Genomic DNA, 17,620 nt, shown 5'->3' with positions numbered 1-17,620 from the left:
GCATCTCTCTCCTGGCTTTGGACAGTTGGAAGATTGGAAGGGGGGAGAGATCCCAGGCTAGGTTTCCGAAAGGAACCGGCAGGTACCTTAGGCGTCATGTGCGGTTTCGGTCCCGGTGATCCCTTCCTCTCCGACTGCCCGGCGCGTCTGACGGTCGAGCTGATCGCCGACAAGTGGACGGCCGTCGTGCTCTACGGCCTCAGCGAAGGCCCCGTGCGCCACGGGGAGTTGATCGAGCTGATCGGCGGCATCTCCCGCAAGGTGCTCACCCAGACGCTCCGACGGCTCCAGGCACACGGACTCGTCCGCCGCCACGCCTACGCCGAGGTGCCACCTCGCGTCGAGTACGAACTCACCCCGCTCGGGGCGACGTTGATCGACCCGATCCACATGCTGACCGAGTGGGCGAGGACGAACGGCGACGCGGTGCTCGACGCGCTCGACGCCGATCCCGAGCCGGTCACCCGTAGCGACTGAGGCCCCCGCCGACGCGGTACCGCTAGGCGGAACTCGTGGTGCTGGTGCTGGTCGGCGGGGCCTGCTGATAGAGCGCCACCAACGCGCCGTGCACCGGCTGGTCCTCCGCGTCTTCCTCGGCCTCGTCGACCAGTTTGGCGAGAGCCTCGCCGAGTTCTTTCGCCTTCGCGGGGCTGAGACGCAGGTGGCGCAGTGTCAGGTGGTGCTCGGTGGGGGAGAGGTCCAGCTCCTGGGCGAAGGCGGCGAACATCGCGGCGGTGCCCGCTGATTGGGGTTCGGCGACGACCATGTGGCGGGCCGTGCGCTGGTGGTACTGCTCGGTGCCGCCGCGGACCTGGCGGGTCTCGGCGATGTGGACCAGCCCGGCTTCGCGGAGCACTTTGAGGTGGTGGGCCACGTTGCCCTTCTTCGCGTCGAGCTGCGCCGCGAGCTGGCTGGTGGTGGCGGGCCGGTGGCCCAGAGCGAAGAGCAACCGCTGACGCAACGGGTGGGCGAGCGCCGCGAACTGGTCGGGCGCACCGATCTCCAGAACGTCCTCGGGGGGCGGCTGATGGGAAGGCTGATCGCTCATGACGAAAGTGTCTAATCTCGTTGACGCTTTCGCAAGGGCAGTGCTGTACTCCCTGTCATGACGACTCTGACGAAGCTTCAGCCCGCCCCCGTCATCGATGAGACAGCCCGGTTGCTGACCGAGCACTACGTCTTCCCCGAGACAGCCGAGCAGCTCGCCGGCCTGCTGCGCCGACGCCTCACCGAGGGCGCCTACGACGTGGACGACGCCGAGGCGCTCGCCCGTCTGGTCACCGCGGACCTGCAGTCCGTCAACGGCGACCGGCACCTGAGACTCAAGCACCACGCCGACCCGGTGCCCCCCGAGCAGGGGGCGGCCGGCCTGGCCGCCATCCGCCGGGACTTCGACACCTCGCTGGGCGGTGCGCCCCGGGTGGAGCTGCTCGACGGAGGGGTCGCCGTGGTGGAACTGGCGCCGATGCTGTTTCCGCTGGAGTGGGCCGCCGAGCCGCTGAGCGCCGCGCTCACCCTCGCCTCCCGCGCCCAGGCGCTGATCGTGGACCTTCGCGCCAACCGGGGCGGCGACCCGGACACGGTCGCCTTCGTGTGCGGTTACCTGCTGGACGAGCGCACGCACCTCAACTCCATGTACTGGCGCGCCGGCGAGCGCACCGAGCAGTCCTGGAGCCAGCCGCACGTCCCCGGCGCGCGCTTCGGCGGCAGCAAGCCGTTGTACGTGTTGTCCAGCGACAGCACCTTCTCCGCCGCCGAGGAACTGGCGTACGACCTCCAGCAGCTCGGCCGCGCCGTTGTCGTCGGCGAGCGCACCCGCGGCGGCGCGCATCCCTGCGAGGGCTGGACCGTGCACCCGCACCTGGAAGCCACCGTCCCCGTCGGCCGCGCCATCAACCCCGTCTCCGGCGCGAACTGGGAGGGCACCGGTGTGCAGCCGGACGTCCCCTGCTCCGCTGCCGACTCCCTCGACCAGGCGTACGCGCTGGCCCTCGCCCGACTGGCAGAGTGACCCGGTCCGGCGCATCGATGGCGTCGCGCGCAGTGTTCCTGTGCACGTCGGTGGCCGGCTTCGGTGGTGGAGGCCCCGGTCCGGCTTCGGTGGTGGAGGACCCGGTCTCCGACGGCCCCCTGGTCAGCTGTTCACCGGCACGGCACGCCCTACAGCCGACCTGGCCGTGTGGTCGCGGGAGCGGGGCATTTCCCTCAGCTGCTTGAGGAGTGCGGCTGCGTTCCGGTGACTCTGGGGGCGGTTTGTGGCGTGTGCCGGGGTGCGGTCATGTCGAGGAGGAGCAGGGCGTCGTGGTCGGGGGTGCCGGGTTCGGCGGTGTAGACGCCGATGCGCTGGCCGGGGGTGCCTTCGATGTGCAGGGACTGGGAGGTCAGGGTGAGGGTGCCGACCTGGGGGTGGTGGAAGGTCTTGTGGGCGGGTTTGCGTCCGGTGACTTCGTAGCGTTCCCAGAGTCCGGCGAAGTCGGGGCTTTTGAGGAGGAGTTCGCCGACGAGGTTGGTGAGGTCGGGGGCGTCCGGGGCGGTGCCGGCGATGGCGCGGAGGCGGGCGACGCAGGCGGTGATCTGGCGCTCCCAGTCGGGGAAGAGCTCGCGTGCTGCCGGGTGGAGGAAGAAGTAGCGAGCGAGGTTGCGGTGCTTGACGGGCCAGTCGTCCAGGCCCGCGTAGAGGGCCAGGCCGCCGGGGTTCCAGGCGAGCATGTCCATGCTGCGGCTGATGACGTAGGCCGGGTTCGGACGCAGTGACTCGATCAGCAGCTTCAGATGCGGGCGCACGGCGCGGCTGGGCGCGGGCGGCGGTTCGGAGACGTAGCGGGCGGCGCGGGCGGCGAGTTCGCGCAGGTGCTGGTGCTGTTGGTCGTCCATGTGCAGGGCGCGGGCGAGCGAGTCGAGGACGGCCGGACTGGGTCGGGTCTCCTTGCCGCGTTCCAGGCGCACGTAGTAGTCGATGCTGATGCCGGCCAGGGTGGCCAGCTCCTCGCGGCGCAGGCCGGGGGTGCGGCGTACGCCGGTGCCGACGGTCAGGCCGACGTGCTCGGGGCTGGTCTGGGTCCGGCGGGCCCGCAGGTAGCGGCCCAGCTCGGCGCCCTCGCTGTGCGCGCTCTGGGGTGCCATGGCTCCAGTCTTATCCGGTCGGTGCCCGCGGCGCAGGCGCGAGGGGGGCCCTGTCATTACCCCCGAAGAGCCCGCCCTGCCACAGTTCCGCGATCCGGGCGAAGGTGAAGGAGCAAGACGCCGGTACCCCGGCCCCTCCCCGGTCACCACGGGCGCGACCCGCCGGGCCGGGCGAGAGTTGGGGGTGCCGGGTACGCCATGGATCGAAAGAGGGCGAGATGCGGTACATCAAGCTGCGTGACCTGGAGGTTTCCCGGATCGGTCTGGGCGCCATGGGCATGTCCCACGGCTACACCGGCTCCGGTACCGACGACGCGGAGTCGATCCGGACCGTCCACCGGGCCCTGGAGCTGGGCGTCACGCTCATCGACACGGCCGAGATCTACGGGCCTTACACGAACGAGGACCTGCTGGGCCGGGCGCTGAAGGGGCGCCGGGAACGGGTGGTGCTGGCCACGAAGTTCGGGCTGGTCTTGCACGGCGGCGACGGCGCCTGGAACCTGGACTCCGGCCCGGCGAACATCCGTACCGCGGTCGAGGGCTCCCTGAAGCGGCTGGGCACCGACCACATCGACCTGTACTACCAGCACCGGGTCGACCCGAACACGCCGATCGAGGAGACCGCCGGCGCGGTGAAGGAGCTGATCGACGAGGGCAAGGTGCGTGCGTTCGGGCTCTCGGAGGCCGGCCCGGACACGATCCGCCGCGCCCACGCCGTGCAGCCGGTCACCGCGGTCCAGTCCGAGTACTCCCTGTTCACCCGCGGGATCGAGGACCGTGTCCTGCCGGTGCTGCGGGAGCTGAACATCGGCCTGGTGCCGTTCTCCCCGCTGGGCCGCGGCTTCCTGACCGGCACGGTGCGCTCCACCGACCAGTTCGACGACAACGACTTCCGCCGCGACAACCCGCGCTTCACCGGCGAGAACTTCCAGCGCAACCTGGCGCTCGCCGACGAGGTCAAGGCCCTGGCCGACGAGGCCGGTGCCACGCCCGGGCAGGTGGCGCTGGCCTGGCTGCTGGCCCAGGGCGACGACATCGCCCCGATCCCCGGCACCAAGCGCGTGGCACGGGTCGAGGAGAACACCGCCGCCGACGCCGTCGTCCTCACCGCCGACCAGCTCGACCGGCTCTCCAGCCTGCCGCCCGCCGCCGGCGCCACCCACACCGAGGCCCAGGCCCGGATGCTCGAACGCTGACACCGCCCCGTCGCGCCCGAGCCCGCTCCCTCGCGTCCCAGCCCTCTTCCCCGCGCCCCAGCCCACCCCTGTTTGGAGCAACCGCCCTCATGCGTGCAGCAGTGATGTACGGAGCCGGAGACGTCCGCGTCGAGGACCGGCCCGACCCGAAGATCGTCCAGCCGGCCGACGCCGTGGTCCGCGTGGTCGCGTCCTGCGTGTGCGGCAGCGACCTGTGGCCCTACGCCTCCATGCCCGCCACCGACACCGGCCGCCCCATGGGACACGAGTTCCTCGGCATCGTCGAGGAGACCGGCACGGACGTGACCCGCCTCAGGACGGGGGACCTCGTCGTCGCGCCGTTCACCTACAGCGACAACACCTGCGACTACTGCGCCAAGGGCCTGCACACCTCGTGCCGCAACGGCGGCCGGTACGGATTTGACGGTGTCGACGGCGGACAGGGCGAAGCCGTCCGCGTGCCGCAGGCCGACGGCACCCTGGTGAAGGTGCCGGGCGCCGCCGATTCCGCGCTGCTGCCCTCCCTGCTGGCACTGTCCGATGTGATGACCACCGGCCACCACGGCGCCGTCACCGCCGGCGTCACCCGCGGCGACGCGGTGCTCGTGGTGGGCGACGGCGCGGTCGGCCTGTGCGCGGTCATCGCCGCCAAGCGGCTCGGCGCCGAACGGATCGTGCTCGCCGGCCGCCACGAATCCCGCACGACCCTGGGCCGTGACTTCGGCGCCACCGACGTGGTCGCGGAGCGCGGCGAGGAGGGCATCGCCCGCATCCGCGAGCTCACCGGCGGCGTGGACAAGGTCATCGAGGCCGTAGGCACGCGCGCGGCCCTCGACACCGCGCTCGGCGCGGTCCTGGACGGCGGCACCATCAGCCGCCTGGGCGCACCGCAGTACGAGCAGGGACCGATCGGACCGGCCGAGTTCATGCGCAACATCACCCTGACCGGCGGCGTCAGCCCCGCCCGCGCCTACATCGAGCAGCTGCTGCCCGACGTCCTGGACGGCACCATCGCCCCCGGCCGCGTCTTCGACCAGACCTTCACCCTCGACCACACCCCGGACGCCTACCGGGCCATGGCCGACCGCCAGGTCCTCAAGGCACTCATCCGCCCCTGACCGCGTATTTCCACCCCACGGCGAAGGAGCCCCCATGCGAACCGCCACCCTCAACAACGGCGTCGAGATGCCGCTCCTCGGCTTCGGCGTCTACCAGATCCCCGCCGAGGACACCGAACGCGCCGTGTCCGACGCCCTCGCCGCCGGCTACCGGCTGCTCGACACCGCCGCCGCCTACGGCAACGAGGAAGCCGTAGGCCGCGCCATCAAGTCCGGCGGAATCCCCCGCGAGGACCTGTTCGTCACCACCAAGCTGTGGGTCCAGGACGCCCCGGCCCAGGACAACACCCGCCGCGCGTTCGAGACGTCCTTGAACAAGCTGGGCCTGGACCACCTCGACCTGTACCTGATGCACCAGCCCTTCGGCGACGTCTACGGCCAGTGGCGCGCCATGGAGGCGCTCAACCGCGAGGGCCTCGCCAAGGCGATCGGCGTCGCCAACTTCTACCCCGACCGGCTGGTCGACCTGATCGTCAACAACGAGATCACTCCTGCGGTCAACCAGATCGAGACCCACCCGTTCTTCCAGCGCGCCGACTACCAGGAGCTGATGTCCGAGCACGGCGTCCGGATCCAGTCCTGGGGCGGCTTCGCCGAAGGCAGGAACGACCTGTTCGGCAACCCGCTATTGGCCGAGATCGGCAAGGAGTACGGCAAGTCGGTCGCCCAGGTCGTGCTGCGCTGGCTCACCCAGCGCGGTGTCATCGCCATCCCCAAGTCCGTGCGCGCCGAGCGCATGGCGGAGAACCTCGACATCTTCGACTTCGAGCTCACGGACCAGCAGACGGCCCAGATCGCCACACTCGACACCGGTGCCTCGCTCTTCTTCGACCACCACGACCCCAAGGTCGTCACCCGGCTCGCCAAGCACCGCCTGGACGCCTGACCCGCGTACGTCAGAGGGGCGGGCAACAAGCCGCGCAGCCGGCCGTCACCCGCCCCTTTTCCGATTCCGGAACCCTCGCGAAAGGCCCTCTCTCACGCCCAGGTGAGAACCACTACTAGGGGGATCGCCCCGCGGGGCGGCGCCGACTCGCGGGAGCATCTTCCGGGACGGCTCCTCAGAGCCAGTCCTTCCGCTTGAAGATGACGTACAGACTGGTGCATACGACCGCCATCAGGATGATCGCGAAGGGATACCCGAGCACCCAGTGCAACTCCGGCATCCGATCGAAGTTCATCCCGTAGATCGTGCCGACGAGCGTCGGCGCGAACAGGATGGCCGCCCACGACGAGATCTTCTTGAAGTTGTCTACTTGGGGGCGCTGACCTGCGGTGATGTCACTGCATGGGGCTCTGGCCTGGGCCGATTCGGCTTTCTGGGCCTTTCAAGCTCGCATCCAGTTACGCGGTCGATTCTCCCCATGCGCTCCCCAAAGCCGCTCGTACTCCCCAGATTCTCCCCAGGGAACCGCTCCGCGAGTGGCCAGTGGGACGTACTGCGTGGGCCCCTTCGATTGGCCTGTTGATCACAGACCGCTACTGCCGACGGCCGATCCAGAAACCGTCGGCAGTCTCTGCTGCATATTTTGCCCGTCCCTCCATGAACTCTGGATTACGGTGGCCCGCTTACCGGCGGACCACTGGTCAGGGCAGCAGGTGAATGGCCAGGACGGAGCCGTCGTGGTGTATCGAGACGGGACCGTCCCACTCCTCGTCCCAGGTGTCCGAAGGCCACGCGGAGCGCAGAGCGTGGACATCGCTGCGGTATTGCTCCAGGCGGCCGTGGTTCAGGTGATCGAAGAGGTCCGCGTGGACCCCAGAGTATGCCTCCACACGTGTTCCGTTGAGTCGGAAGACATGGTCGGTGCCGACGAACGGGATGCCGAGGAGAGTGCATTTGGCATCCTGGACGCTTCCCGTAGCTGCGTGGGCGATGCCGGCGAAGAAGCGGCGGCTCCCCTGGCGGGTGGTGAGGTACGGGGCTGTGGAGTTCCCGTCGCCGGCGAAGGCGGTGAGTCCCGCGGCGGATGCGCGTGCCCTCTCTGACAGCCTCAGCCGAGGCTGTCAGAGAGGGGCAGGCGCCGACCATGCGGATCGCCTGCGGACCTCTGTTGCGCGTCAACCAGGCCGTCTGGGTAGGGGAGTCCCCTCGCGTGCGGTGCGCAGAGTGACCATCCCACGTCGTGCGGGATAGAGGTCCTCCAGGAAGCGTTCCTGTGCCCCTGCCGAAAGCCGGCCTTAAGGGAGAAGGCGTCGACTGGCCTCGCCGCCGCAGTGCGCTCCGGGCTGGGGCCCACGTACTGACCGACCTGTCATGCCATTTCCGTCATAGCGTTTGTCTCATGGGATTCTCATCGGCTGTCCATGGCTAAACCGGGGGGGTGTATCGGTATGGTCAAGCATTCAACGGGAGGGTAAGGCTCCGCACACCGGGACAGGTCAGGGAGGCACCGCGATGGGCTTGAGCGGTCCGGGGGTGCGCCGTGTTGCAGGCGCGGTACGGCGGCGGATGCGGAAGCCGGCCGAACCTCCGGTGGGCCAGGCGCCAGATCGGCTCGTGTCGGCCCCGGTGTTCGTCCTCTCCTCCGTGCGCTCGGGCTCCACGTTGCTGCGGGTCCTGCTCAACAGTCACCCGCAGATCCGCGCCCCGCACGAGATGCACCTGCGCACCCTGGCGGTCAGCCTCACGAAGCCGTACACCTCGAAGGCCATGGCCCAACTCGGCCTCGATCAGCGGGAGCTGGAGTACCTGCTGTGGGATCGCATCCTGCATCGGGAGCTGGTGCGCAGCGGCAAGCAGGTCATCGTGGACAAGACACCCGGCAACGCGGGGTTCTGGGAGCGGCTGCATGAGGGCTGGCCCAACGCTCGGTACATCTTCCTGCTGCGTCACCCGGCGTCGATGGTGAGCTCGCTGATCAACAACCGTCCGGATCGCGATCTGGAGGCGACCGTACGTGAGGTGCGTATGTACGTCGACGCGGTCGAGGCGGCCCGAGGAGAGCTGGACGGAATCACGGTCCGCTACGAGGAGCTGACCGAGCGGCCGGAGGAGGTCACGCGGGAGATCTGCGCGTATCTCGGTGTGCGGTGGACGGCGGCGATGCTGGATTACAGCAGCGGTGATCACGGGCCGTTCGTGCCCTTCATCGGCGACTGGAGCGACAACATCAAGTCGGGAAAGATCCAAACAGCACGGCAACTGCCGGATGCAGCGAACGTGCCGGCGGGGCTGCGCGACATTACCCGTGCCTGGGGGTATCCGTGTTGAGCGACCTGAAGTGCCGATGTACCTGTCCGGGAGCCACGGTGTGGGTGACCGGGCAGCAGGCGGCCGATCGGCTGGCCGCCGCCTACGCTCTGGCTGAGCAGTTGCTGGCCGAGCAGCGCCGGGTCGAGGTGCTCGACCGGTTCGGCGGCCTCGGAACAGACCTCGAACGTACGGGCGTGACGGCCGAGGTGTTGGCTCGCAACGGCGTTGTGGCGATCGTTCCGTGCGCCGCGGAGGGTGTGGCCGCTGTGCGTACGCGCCACGAGGCGAGCGGTACGCGGTATATCGAAGTCTCCGTGGCGGGACGGGAAGGTCCGGCGGATTCGGCAACTGCGGTGCACACGCTTCTCGTTGGGCGGGATCGACCAACGCGCAGGGATACGGCTGTTGCACGGGTCTCGCACCGTCATCTCGCGACCAGCTGAGCGCCAGACCTGCCGACCTGATGGTCCCCGAGCTTCGTGGGTTCCGGCGGCTTGTTGACCGTCGGGCGTGGGAAATCTGAGCACTGCAGACGTTGCAACACCGCTGATCGGTTGGAGGGTACTCTCACGAACTCAAGGCCAGGGGCGGAACGTCCCACGGCGGATACTCGGTTGCGCCGGGGGCCGGTTGAATATCGGCTGGAACGGCGGGGTTACGTCACTGAGTTGGTGCTGCAGCGCAGGCGCACGCCGGCCGCTCTGGCAGTGGGCGAGGAGGCCCTCGCTGCGGCCTTACTCCGACTCGGTGACCAGCGCCGTCAGGATAGAACTTCCCCGTTGAGGGTCGGGCCCGACGCCTGCGCCGCCCATCGGCCAGATCCTTTGTAGGTTGCGCAAGCCGAGAACCATTACACTCTCCACCCCTTACCGCTCGTGCGGATGCGGTCGGTTCCAGCTGCCGCAGGTTTTCGTTCATCGGGGGAGATGCATGCCGGATCCTGCGCCTTCGGGAGCGGACGCCCGCGTCGCCTTCGAGCTGATCCTGGACCGGGCTCTCAACTCCGGACCGGTCGGGGAAGCCCTGGACCGCGCCGGGGAGGCGTTTGATCGCGAGCGCCTGCGTACGCAGGCGCTCCAGGCGCGTGCCGCCATCGGTGACGTTGTCGACGTCAGGTATCGCGATTACCTGGCAGCCGGAGGTGTGCAGGACGGCTGGCGCAGAACCGCTTCCCGGGATGCGGCTGGTATGCGCCGTAGCGGCTGGCTCGTGGCCGTACTCGCTCTGGTGGCTGTCGTCGCAGCGGTGTTGCTGGCGGTCGGCTTCAGTCTGCGTGCTTTTGGCGGGCGGCCCTATGTCGGCGACGGGTTGATCACGGCGGGAATGATCGCCGGGGCCGTTGCTGCCGGTGCGGCAGTGGGTGACTTCGTCTGGTCGCTCATGGCGGCGGCCCGCGACCGCTGCGACGCGGACCACGGGTTGTCCGCCGGTAGGGAACCCGAGGGCGGGTGGACGCGGGAGGAGTGGGAACTGGCCCTGCTGGAGTGGGGAATCGTGCCGTTCCTCCTGGAGCGCATCGAGGAGTCGAGCGTCGTGAAACGGCGCGGTCATCCGGCGCGTTGACCCGTGCGGGGGTGGGCCGCGTATCCGTCCTGATATCTTCTACAACGCTGTAGATATAAGAAGTGGGACGGCCGTCCGGTCCTCCTCGTACGCGGCTTGGGCGGCCCCGGAACAATGGGAGACGGCATGGCACTGTGGGACCGCGTCAAGGAGTCCGCGTCAACGATGCAGACCCAGTTGGTGGCGAAGAAGAACGATCTGAAGAGCGGGGCGTTCCGCGACGCGAGCATGGCGATGTGCGCGCTCGTCGCCGCCGCCGACGGGAAGATCGACCCGTCAGAGCGGCAGCGCGTCGCCCAACTCATCTTCAGCAACGAGGTGTTGCAGAACTTCCCGGCAGCCGACCTACAGCGCCGTTTCGACGACAACCTCAACAAGCTGACCGCCGACTTCGACTTCGGCAAGGTGGGCGTGCTGCAGGAGATCGCCAAGGCGAAGAAGAAGCTGGCCGAGGCGCGTGCCGTCATCCAGATCGGCATCGTCATCGGTGGCGCTGACGGTGACTTCGACGCCACCGAGCGGGCCGTTGTCCGCGACGCCTGCTTCGCGCTGGGGCTGCCGCCGCACGAGTTCGACCTGTGATCCGGTCTCTCTGAGCGGAACAACGCCGTGGTCGACGGGAGATGTCCCCTGTCGGCCACAACTGGGATGCGCTGGACTCCCGGTCCATGCCCCGCTTCCGTGCCGCTTGTCGGCCGTGCGGCCATTGTGCCTAGAGCGGGGTCGCCGCGTGCAGGAGCAGCAGCGTCATGGCCGAGTTCGCCGAGAGCGTCGCGGACAGGGCGGCGGCCGCCGCCGCGCTCCAGAGTGCCAGGCTCGCGGCGGTGAAGAGTGGTGGCCAGGTGCGGGCCGAGGGCGGCGGGGCCAGCAGGGCGGCGACCCGGCGGGGGAGGGGGCCCGGCGCCGCGAGAGCCGCGAGTGTCGGTGCCGGCGTGGTGCGGGAGACGAGGGCCGCCTTGCCGATCGCGCGGGCGACGGCTTTGCGGCTGCCGACGGACTGGGCTGCCTCTTCGTCCGCCCAGCGCTCCGTGACGAAGGAGACCGCCGTACGCAGCGGCAGCAGGAACGGGTTGGCCCGGGCCGCCAGTTGGACGATCAACAGGTGGCGGTGGTGCCGAGCGGTGAGGTGAGCCCGCTCGTGGGCGAACAGGGCCCGGCGTTCACGGGAGGTGAGGCACGCCAGCAGGGCGGTGGTCACCACGACGCGGTCGCGTGGGCCGGCGGGGAGGGCGTAGGCGTACGGCTCGTCGTCGGGGAGGATCGCGACCGGTGTGTCACGCAGGCCGGCGAGTGCCGCGTGGGCCTGTCGCCGAACTCGGCAGTGGCGCCAGAGAGTTCGGGCGCAGCCTATGACCACGGCAAGGAGGACGGGAATCGCGGCCTTGCCCACGATCTCGTCGTGGGGGACACTCTCGCGAACCTCGGGGTCCGACCAGCCGTCCGGCAGCGGGTTGCCGGGCAGTTGGGCGGTGCCGACCACCATCAGCAGGCCCAGGCACAGCGTGCTGCACAGGGCCATGACGGCGGCCATGGCGCTCAACAGGCCCGTGGCGGTGCGGGGATGCAGGTGCTGGGTGGCCAGGCGGGCGATCGGCCAGGCCGTCAACGGCAGGATGAGTGGCAGTAGGACGAAGACGCCCATGGGGTCTCAGTCCGCCGACTCGTCGGCTGCCTGGTCCAGCAGGTCGCGCAGCAGTTGTTCGTCGCCCTTCGGAAGGGCGGTGATGAAGCTGGCCAGCACTGCCTTGCGGTCGCGCTCGCGGTCGAGCACCTTGTGCATCTTCAGCGCGGCGAGTCCCGCCTCGTCCGCGGCTGGCGACCAGACGAACGAGCGCCCCTCCCGTACGCGGGTCACCGCCTGCTTCTCCAGCAACCGGATCAGTACGGTCATGACGGTCGTGTAGGCGAGATCGGCGTCCAGGCGTTCCTGCACCCAGGCCGCGGTCACCGGTACGTCGGCCGTGTGCAGGACGGTGAGCACCTGTGTCTCCAACTCGCCCTGGGCCCGGCGCTGAGGGCGCGGATCCGGTCTCGCCACGCTCCGTCTCCCTCCTGTGTCCCACCGCAAGGTCGCGATCGTCCCATCGTATCGACGCGGTGCCGTACGGCCGCAGCCCCCCGCGATTATTTCTACAGTGTTGTAGATTTCAGTTCGGGTCCGGGCCGCGGACCCGGACCGTCGGCATGCGTGGAGGAACGAATCATGGGTGTTTCCCTGTCCAAGGGTGGCAACGTTTCGCTGAGCAAGGAGGCACCGGGGCTTACGGCGGTGCTGGTCGGTCTGGGCTGGGACGTGCGCACCACGACCGGCACCGACTTCGACCTGGACGCCTCGGCGCTGCTGCTCAACGCCTCGGGCAAGGTCATCTCCGACCAGCACTTCGTCTTCTACAACAACCTCAAGAGCCCCGAGGGTTCGGTGGAGCACACCGGCGACAACACCACCGGTGAGGGCGAGGGCGACGACGAGTCCATCAAAGTGGACCTCGCCACCGTACCGGCCGAGGTCGACAAGATCGTCTTCCCCGTCTCGATCCACGACGGCGAGAACCGCCAGCAGTCCTTCGGCCAGGTCCGCAACGCCTTCATCCGCGTCGTCAACCAGGCCGGCGGCGCCGAACTCGCCCGCTACGACCTGTCCGAGGACGCGTCGACCGAGACCGCGATGGTCTTCGGCGAGCTGTACCGCAACGGCGCGGAGTGGAAGTTCCGCGCGGTCGGCCAGGGATACGCCTCCGGACTGGCGGGGATCGCCTCCGACTTCGGCGTCGGCGTCTGAGAACCAGTAGGAGGAGAGGTCACGTATGTCGGTCAACCTGGGCAAGGGCCAGCAGATCAGCCTGAGCAAGTCCGATGGCAGCACGTTGAGTTCGGTACGGATGGGGCTCGGCTGGCAGGCCGCACCACGCAAGGGTTTCCTGGCCAGGCTGGCCGGCCCGCGCGAGATCGACTTGGATGCCTCGGCGCTGCTCTTCGCCGGCCGTGAGCCGGTTGAGGTCGTCTTCTTCCAGCATCTGACGAGCGACGACGGATCTGTCCGCCACACCGGGGACAACCTGGTCGGAGGCGCCGGTGCCGGTGGCGACGACGAGTCGATCCTGGTGGACCTCGGTCGCGTCCCCGCCCACATCGACCAGATCGTCTTCACGGTCAACTCGTTCACCGGGCAGACCTTCGCCGAGGTGCAGAACGCCTTCTGCCGTCTGATCGACGAGACCACGGGGCAGGAACTGGCCCGTTACACGCTCAGCGGCGGTGGCACGTACACGGCGCAGATCATGGCGAAGCTGTACCGCGACGGCGGCGGCTGGCGGTTGAAGGCGATCGGCGAGCCCGCGGCCGGTCGTACGTTCCAGGATCTGTTGCCCGCTGTCGCCGCCCACCTCTGATGGTGACGCCGGACTGCGGGGTCAGTCCCGGGAGTTGCCGAACAACAGGCGGAAGGCGATGAGCAGTACGAGGGAGCCACCGATCGCCGCACCCCAGGTGTAGAGGTCGAAGAACTGCTTCTCCACCGGGCGGTCGAGGAACCGGGCGGAGATCCAGCCGCCCACGAAGGCGCCCGCGACGCCGATGACGGTCGTGCCGATCAGGCCGCCCGGGTCGCGGCCGGGAAGCAGGATCTTGGCGATACCTCCGGCGAGCAGACCGAGGATGATCCAGCCGATGATGCCCACGTCATTGTCCTCCAGGAGATGTCGGTTGCTCGGTTGCGCAACCCTATAGGCGTTACGGAAGATGCAATTCCATGTGGCTGCGGTTGCGGAACCGGTCAGTCGCCTCTCGCTCCTGGGGCGTTGGATCATGTGCCTAGGGTGGGCGGCATGCGATGGGGGATGCAGCCGCGTTGGGCGCGGTGGGTGGCGGCTGTGTGCGTCGTTGGCTTCGTGGAGGGGAGTGGGTCGCACGCCTACGACGTGATCAGGGGCGGGCTTCACGCGTATCGTTACTGGCCCTTGCCGAGCCAACTGCTCTTTCACTCCCTGGTCGTGCTGGACCTGCTCGCCGCCGTGGGGGTCGCCCTGGCGCACCCGTTGAGCCCGCCTCTTGGCGCAACCATCATGGCGGCGGACCTGACCGCGAATTGGTGGGAGAACTGGGACGACGTCCTGCGTCACCCGCTCGGCTACCTTCAGCCGGTCGGACTGTCGGCGATCACACTCTTCGGGCTCTTCGTCCTTGTGACGGCGGTTCCACTGCACCGGTCGTTCCGCCGACCGCTCCATCCCGTGGGTGCTCGGACAGGCGCGGCCGGAGACCTAGACTGAAGCGGCGCGGGTACGGCGCGTGACGATCAGGGCGGGACGGGAGAGGGCTGTGGCAGCGGACATCGGTGGCTTCGAGGATCCGTCCGCCGAGGTGCTGGCGGAGGCGGCTGCTTCCTTCGGTCTGCTGGCGTCGGCCGCGCGGCTGCACCTGATGTGGGCGCTGGCACAGGGCGAGAGTGATGTCACCCACCTCGCGGACCGGGTGGGTGGTGCCCTGCCCGCGGTCAGCCAGCACCTGGCGAAGCTGAAGCTCGCCGGCCTCGTACGGTCCCGTAGGGAGGGTCGGCGCCAGATCTACTTCGTCGACAACCCCGACGTGGTGACCGTGGTCCGGGTGATGGTCGGACAGTTGGCCGCGCGTGCCGAGGGAGCCTACGCACCCGTGCGCACCCTGCGCGGGACCGGTGGCTGACACCACCGCGGCCTCGGAACCGGACGCCGGACCACTCGCTCCCGAGCCTGTGCTCGGCGACGGCGGTCCGGAACCGGGCGTGCCGACCGTGCTGCAGACGCTGCGGCGGCTGGACAGCGGACCGCGCGGTCTGACGGAGACGGAGGCCGAGGAGCGGCAGGTCCGCTTCGGGGCGAACACGCTGCCGGGCCACCGGGGCGCCTCTTGGGCGCGGGTGCTGCTGTGCAGTCTCCGCGATCCGTTCACTGCCGTGCTGCTGTGTCTTGGGCTGGTGTCGGCGGCCGTCGCCTCCTGGGGCACCGCCTGCGTGATCCTGCTGCTGGTCGCGGTGAGCTGCGTGCTGCGCGCCTCGGGGGAGTACCGGGCCGACCGGTCCATGGCCGCGCTGCGTGATCTGGTCGCCGCCACGGCCACCGTCCTGCGCCGCACGGACGAGGCCGCGCCGCCGGACGCCCGGGAGATCGCCGTGGACGAGCTGGTGCCCGGCGACGTGATCCGTCTCGGCCCGGGCGATCTCGTTCCGGCCGACGTACGGCTGCTGCGTACGCAGGGCCTGACTGTGCAACAGGCCGTGCTCACGGGCGAGTCGGCGCCGGTCGCGAAGGACGCCGCCGATGCGGCGGCCGACGACGGAGGTTTCGACCGGCCCCAACTCTGCTTCCAGGGCAGCAGTGTTGCCTCCGGCGGCGCTACCGCCGTCATCGTGGCGACAGGTGCGCGGACACGGTTTGCCGCCGTCCACGGCCGTGCGGACGACCGGCGTGAGGCGAGCGCCTTCGACCGCTCGGTGCACGGCATCTCCTGGATCCTCATCCGGTTCATGCTGCTGACCCCGCCGCTGGTCCTCATGGCCAACGCGGCCCTGCGCGACCGGGGCCTGGAGACGCTGCCGTTCGCCGTCGCGGTGGCCGTCGGGCTGACCCCGGAGATGCTGCCGGTCATCGTCACGACCTGCCTGGCGCGCGGCGCCTCGCTGCTGGCCCGCACCCACGGGGTGATCGTCAAGCGGTTGCCCGCGCTGCACGACCTGGGCGCGGTCGACGTGCTGTGCCTGGACAAGACGGGCACGCTCACCCAGGACCGGCCGGTCCTCCACCGCGTCCTCGGCCCCGACGGGCAGGACGACCCCGAGGTGCTCCGCTGGGCCGCGGTGAACGCCTGGTGGACCCTCCAACTCGTCGACCTGCCCACGCCGGACGCCCTTGACGAAGCGGTCCTGGACGCCGTCGACGAGGACGACCTCATGGCGTACGACGGGCTGGCCGCCCTTCCCTTCGATCCGGTACGGCGCCTCGCGACCGCCGTCGTCCGCATGCCGGGCCGGCTCGGCACGCACACGCTGGTCGCCAAGGGAGCCGTCGAGGCCGTACTGGAACGCTGCGCGCTGGCCCAGGCGGACCGCGAACGGCTCCTCGCCCTCGCCGCCGAGCTGGCGGACGACGGCCTGCGGGTGCTGGCGGTCGCCTTCGCGGAACGCCCCGCCCGCACCCGTGATTACACACCTGCCGACGAACGCGGCCTGACTTTCCGGGGTTTCGTCACCTTCGAGGACGCCCTCGCGCCCACTGCCGCCGACGCGTTGAAGGTGCTTGCCGACCGGGGCGTCACCGTCAAGATCCTTACCGGCGACCATTCGGGCACGGCCACCCGGGTCTGCCGCGACCTGGGGATCGCCGCGCCCTCCGACAGCGTCCTGACCGCCGACCGCGTCGACCGTCTCGACGACACCGAACTCGCCGCGGTAGCCGCCCGCACCACCGTCTTCGCCCGCTGCGCCCCCGAGCACAAGGCCCGTATCGCCGCCGCCCTGCGCGCGGGCGGCCACACCGTCGGTTACCTCGGCGACGGCGTCAACGACCTGCCAGCTCTGCGCACCGCCGACGTCGGCATCGCCCCGCGCGAGGCCGTGGCCGTCGCCCAGGAGAGCGCGGATGTGGTTCTCGCCGAGAAGGACCTCACCGCGATCGGCCACAGCATCGCGGCGGGACGGTACGCGGGCGGCAACATCACCACGTATCTGCGCATCACGCTCTCCTCGAACCTCGGCAACGTCATCGCGATGCTCGCCGCCGGCCTTCTCCTGCCCTTCCTGCCGATGCTCCCGCCCCAGGTGCTCGCGCAGAACCTGTGCTTCGACGCCGCCCAGCTCGCCTTCGCCTACGACCGGCCGCATCCGTCGGTGCTGCGCCGGCCGACCGTGCTGCGCCCCCTCGACCTGCTGCGCTTCATCACCGGCTTCGGTGTCCTCAACGCCGTCGCAGACCTGGCCACCTTCGGCGTGCTCGCCCTCGCCCTGCACGGACCCGACGGCCTGGATGACGCGGCGGTGTTCCACTCCGGCTGGTTCACCGAGAACCTGATCACCCAGGCCCTGGTGATGACGCTGCTGCGCTCTGGACGGCACGCGGCCGAGGGTCGTAAACCGGGGCCGATCGGCTGGGCGGCGGCCACGCTGACTGCCGTAGGACTGCTGCTGCCGGTCTCCCCGCTCGGCTCGCTCCTCGGCCTCACACCGTTGCCGGCTCTCTACTACCTGCTGCTGGCCGCGGTCCTCGTCCTCTATACCGCCGGGTTGATGGCGGTCAGGGCGCGGGACGAACGGCGCCTGACCGATCACCGGTGAGAGTCGTGAGCCCGGTCGCTGTGGCCGGTCGTTCGATGCTTCACACGGCCCTTAATCCACCTGCTGTAGAAGGGTTTGCCGGTACTTTCGGGTCCTGGACGTGCAAGCCGTCCTGAGAGAA

The 17,620-nt window shown here is 69.5% G+C and carries 20 protein-coding genes and 1 pseudogene; 14 read left to right on the top strand and 7 right to left on the bottom strand.

All coding sequences use genetic code 11. The annotated features are described in order from the left end of the window. Window positions 1–96 precede the first annotated feature (96 nt). Window positions 97–477, top strand: coding sequence for a winged helix-turn-helix transcriptional regulator (locus tag OG714_RS12515; protein WP_406120522.1), 381 nt, complete (start codon window positions 97–99; stop codon window positions 475–477). 22 nt (window positions 478–499) lie between these two features. On the opposite strand, the gene OG714_RS12510 is transcribed toward OG714_RS12515, so the two are convergent. Continuing rightward, window positions 500–1,048 (bottom strand): ArsR/SmtB family transcription factor, encoded by a 549-nt coding sequence (locus OG714_RS12510; RefSeq protein WP_406120521.1) that lies wholly within the window; start codon window positions 1,046–1,048, stop codon window positions 500–502. Window positions 1,049–1,105: 57 nt separating this feature from the next. On the opposite strand from OG714_RS12510, the gene OG714_RS12505 reads away from it, so the two are divergent. Further along, on the top strand, window positions 1,106–2,011 hold the full coding sequence (locus OG714_RS12505; protein WP_406120519.1) for a S41 family peptidase: 906 nt from the start codon (window positions 1,106–1,108) through the stop codon (window positions 2,009–2,011). 194 nt (window positions 2,012–2,205) lie between these two features. Here the strand turns inward: OG714_RS12505 and OG714_RS12500 are convergent, their stop codons facing one another. Next, on the bottom strand, window positions 2,206–3,123 hold the full coding sequence (locus OG714_RS12500) for a helix-turn-helix transcriptional regulator (protein ID WP_406120518.1): 918 nt from the start codon (window positions 3,121–3,123) through the stop codon (window positions 2,206–2,208). A gap of 218 nt (window positions 3,124–3,341) precedes the next feature. Between OG714_RS12500 and OG714_RS12495 the strand changes: the two genes are divergently transcribed. From OG714_RS12495 to OG714_RS12485, 3 genes are all read left to right on the top strand, one after another. After that, window positions 3,342–4,319 (top strand): aldo/keto reductase, encoded by a 978-nt coding sequence (locus tag OG714_RS12495; protein ID WP_406120516.1) that lies wholly within the window; start codon window positions 3,342–3,344, stop codon window positions 4,317–4,319. Between the two features lie 89 nt (window positions 4,320–4,408). Beyond that, window positions 4,409–5,437, top strand: a complete 1,029-nt coding sequence (locus OG714_RS12490; RefSeq protein ID WP_406120515.1) for a zinc-binding dehydrogenase — start codon at window positions 4,409–4,411, stop codon at window positions 5,435–5,437. A 34-nt stretch (window positions 5,438–5,471) separates the two neighbouring features. Further along, window positions 5,472–6,323: an aldo/keto reductase gene (locus OG714_RS12485; protein ID WP_406120514.1), complete on the top strand. Its 852-nt coding sequence runs from the start codon at window positions 5,472–5,474 to the stop codon at window positions 6,321–6,323. Between the two features lie 175 nt (window positions 6,324–6,498). Here the strand turns inward: OG714_RS12485 and OG714_RS12480 are convergent. Continuing rightward, window positions 6,499–6,696: pseudogene (locus OG714_RS12480) on the bottom strand (CorA family divalent cation transporter); the annotation flags it as partial. Window positions 6,697–7,024: 328 nt separating this feature from the next. After that, window positions 7,025–7,213 (bottom strand): hypothetical protein, encoded by a 189-nt coding sequence (locus OG714_RS12475; protein ID WP_406120512.1) that lies wholly within the window; start codon window positions 7,211–7,213, stop codon window positions 7,025–7,027. A 724-nt stretch (window positions 7,214–7,937) separates the two neighbouring features. Here OG714_RS12475 and OG714_RS12470 point away from each other — a divergent pair. The 4 genes from OG714_RS12470 (at window position 7,938) to OG714_RS12455 (ending at window position 10,778) form a co-directional block, all read left to right on the top strand. Then, window positions 7,938–8,651: a sulfotransferase family protein gene (locus OG714_RS12470; RefSeq protein ID WP_406120511.1), complete on the top strand. Its 714-nt coding sequence runs from the start codon at window positions 7,938–7,940 to the stop codon at window positions 8,649–8,651. Window positions 8,652–8,695: 44 nt separating this feature from the next. Continuing rightward, window positions 8,696–9,076 (top strand): hypothetical protein, encoded by a 381-nt coding sequence (locus OG714_RS12465; RefSeq protein ID WP_406120509.1) that lies wholly within the window; start codon window positions 8,696–8,698, stop codon window positions 9,074–9,076. A 487-nt stretch (window positions 9,077–9,563) separates the two neighbouring features. Then, window positions 9,564–10,196 carry a hypothetical protein gene (locus tag OG714_RS12460; protein ID WP_406120507.1) on the top strand — a complete coding sequence of 211 codons (633 nt, stop codon included), beginning with the start codon at window positions 9,564–9,566 and terminating at the stop codon, window positions 10,194–10,196. 126 nt (window positions 10,197–10,322) lie between these two features. Continuing rightward, window positions 10,323–10,778, top strand: a complete 456-nt coding sequence (locus tag OG714_RS12455; RefSeq protein WP_406120505.1) for a tellurite resistance TerB family protein — start codon at window positions 10,323–10,325, stop codon at window positions 10,776–10,778. A 130-nt stretch (window positions 10,779–10,908) separates the two neighbouring features. Here OG714_RS12455 and OG714_RS12450 read toward each other — a convergent pair whose 3' ends face one another. Both OG714_RS12450 and OG714_RS12445 read right to left on the bottom strand, forming a co-directional pair. Beyond that, window positions 10,909–11,838: a M56 family metallopeptidase gene (locus tag OG714_RS12450; RefSeq protein WP_406120503.1), complete on the bottom strand. Its 930-nt coding sequence runs from the start codon at window positions 11,836–11,838 to the stop codon at window positions 10,909–10,911. Between the two features lie 6 nt (window positions 11,839–11,844). Continuing rightward, complete coding sequence (locus OG714_RS12445; protein ID WP_406120501.1) at window positions 11,845–12,234, bottom strand: BlaI/MecI/CopY family transcriptional regulator; 390 nt, start codon at window positions 12,232–12,234, stop codon at window positions 11,845–11,847. A 165-nt stretch (window positions 12,235–12,399) separates the two neighbouring features. Here OG714_RS12445 and OG714_RS12440 point away from each other — a divergent pair, with 165 nt between their 5' ends. Beyond that, entirely contained in the window at window positions 12,400–12,975 is a 576-nt protein-coding gene (locus tag OG714_RS12440; RefSeq protein WP_406120499.1) for a TerD family protein, read from the top strand. 25 nt (window positions 12,976–13,000) lie between these two features. Beyond that, window positions 13,001–13,585 carry a TerD family protein gene (locus OG714_RS12435; protein ID WP_406120497.1) on the top strand — a complete coding sequence of 195 codons (585 nt, stop codon included), beginning with the start codon at window positions 13,001–13,003 and terminating at the stop codon, window positions 13,583–13,585. Between the two features lie 21 nt (window positions 13,586–13,606). Here OG714_RS12435 and OG714_RS12430 read toward each other — a convergent pair whose 3' ends face one another. Next, window positions 13,607–13,873 (bottom strand): GlsB/YeaQ/YmgE family stress response membrane protein, encoded by a 267-nt coding sequence (locus OG714_RS12430; protein WP_329552203.1) that lies wholly within the window; start codon window positions 13,871–13,873, stop codon window positions 13,607–13,609. Window positions 13,874–14,152: 279 nt separating this feature from the next. On the opposite strand from OG714_RS12430, the gene OG714_RS12425 reads away from it, so the two are divergent. From OG714_RS12425 to mgtA, 3 genes are read left to right on the top strand one after another with little or no spacing between them, the layout of a single operon-like run. Next, on the top strand, window positions 14,153–14,464 hold the full coding sequence (locus OG714_RS12425) for a hypothetical protein (RefSeq protein WP_406120495.1): 312 nt from the start codon (window positions 14,153–14,155) through the stop codon (window positions 14,462–14,464). 49 nt (window positions 14,465–14,513) lie between these two features. After that, window positions 14,514–14,876: a metalloregulator ArsR/SmtB family transcription factor gene (locus OG714_RS12420; protein ID WP_329552201.1), complete on the top strand. Its 363-nt coding sequence runs from the start codon at window positions 14,514–14,516 to the stop codon at window positions 14,874–14,876. Beyond that, window positions 14,869–17,499, top strand: coding sequence for a magnesium-translocating P-type ATPase (gene mgtA / locus OG714_RS12415; protein ID WP_406120493.1), 2,631 nt, complete (start codon window positions 14,869–14,871; stop codon window positions 17,497–17,499). Before OG714_RS12420 ends, mgtA begins: the two co-directional genes overlap by 8 nt. Window positions 17,500–17,620 lie beyond the last annotated feature (121 nt).

Source organism: Streptomyces sp. NBC_00989, assembly GCF_045162655.1.
In the GTDB taxonomy this organism is placed as follows: domain Bacteria; phylum Actinomycetota; class Actinomycetes; order Streptomycetales; family Streptomycetaceae; genus Streptomyces.
Note: the sequence above shows the minus strand (reverse complement) of the source record. Positions and strands in the feature narration are given on the sequence as shown.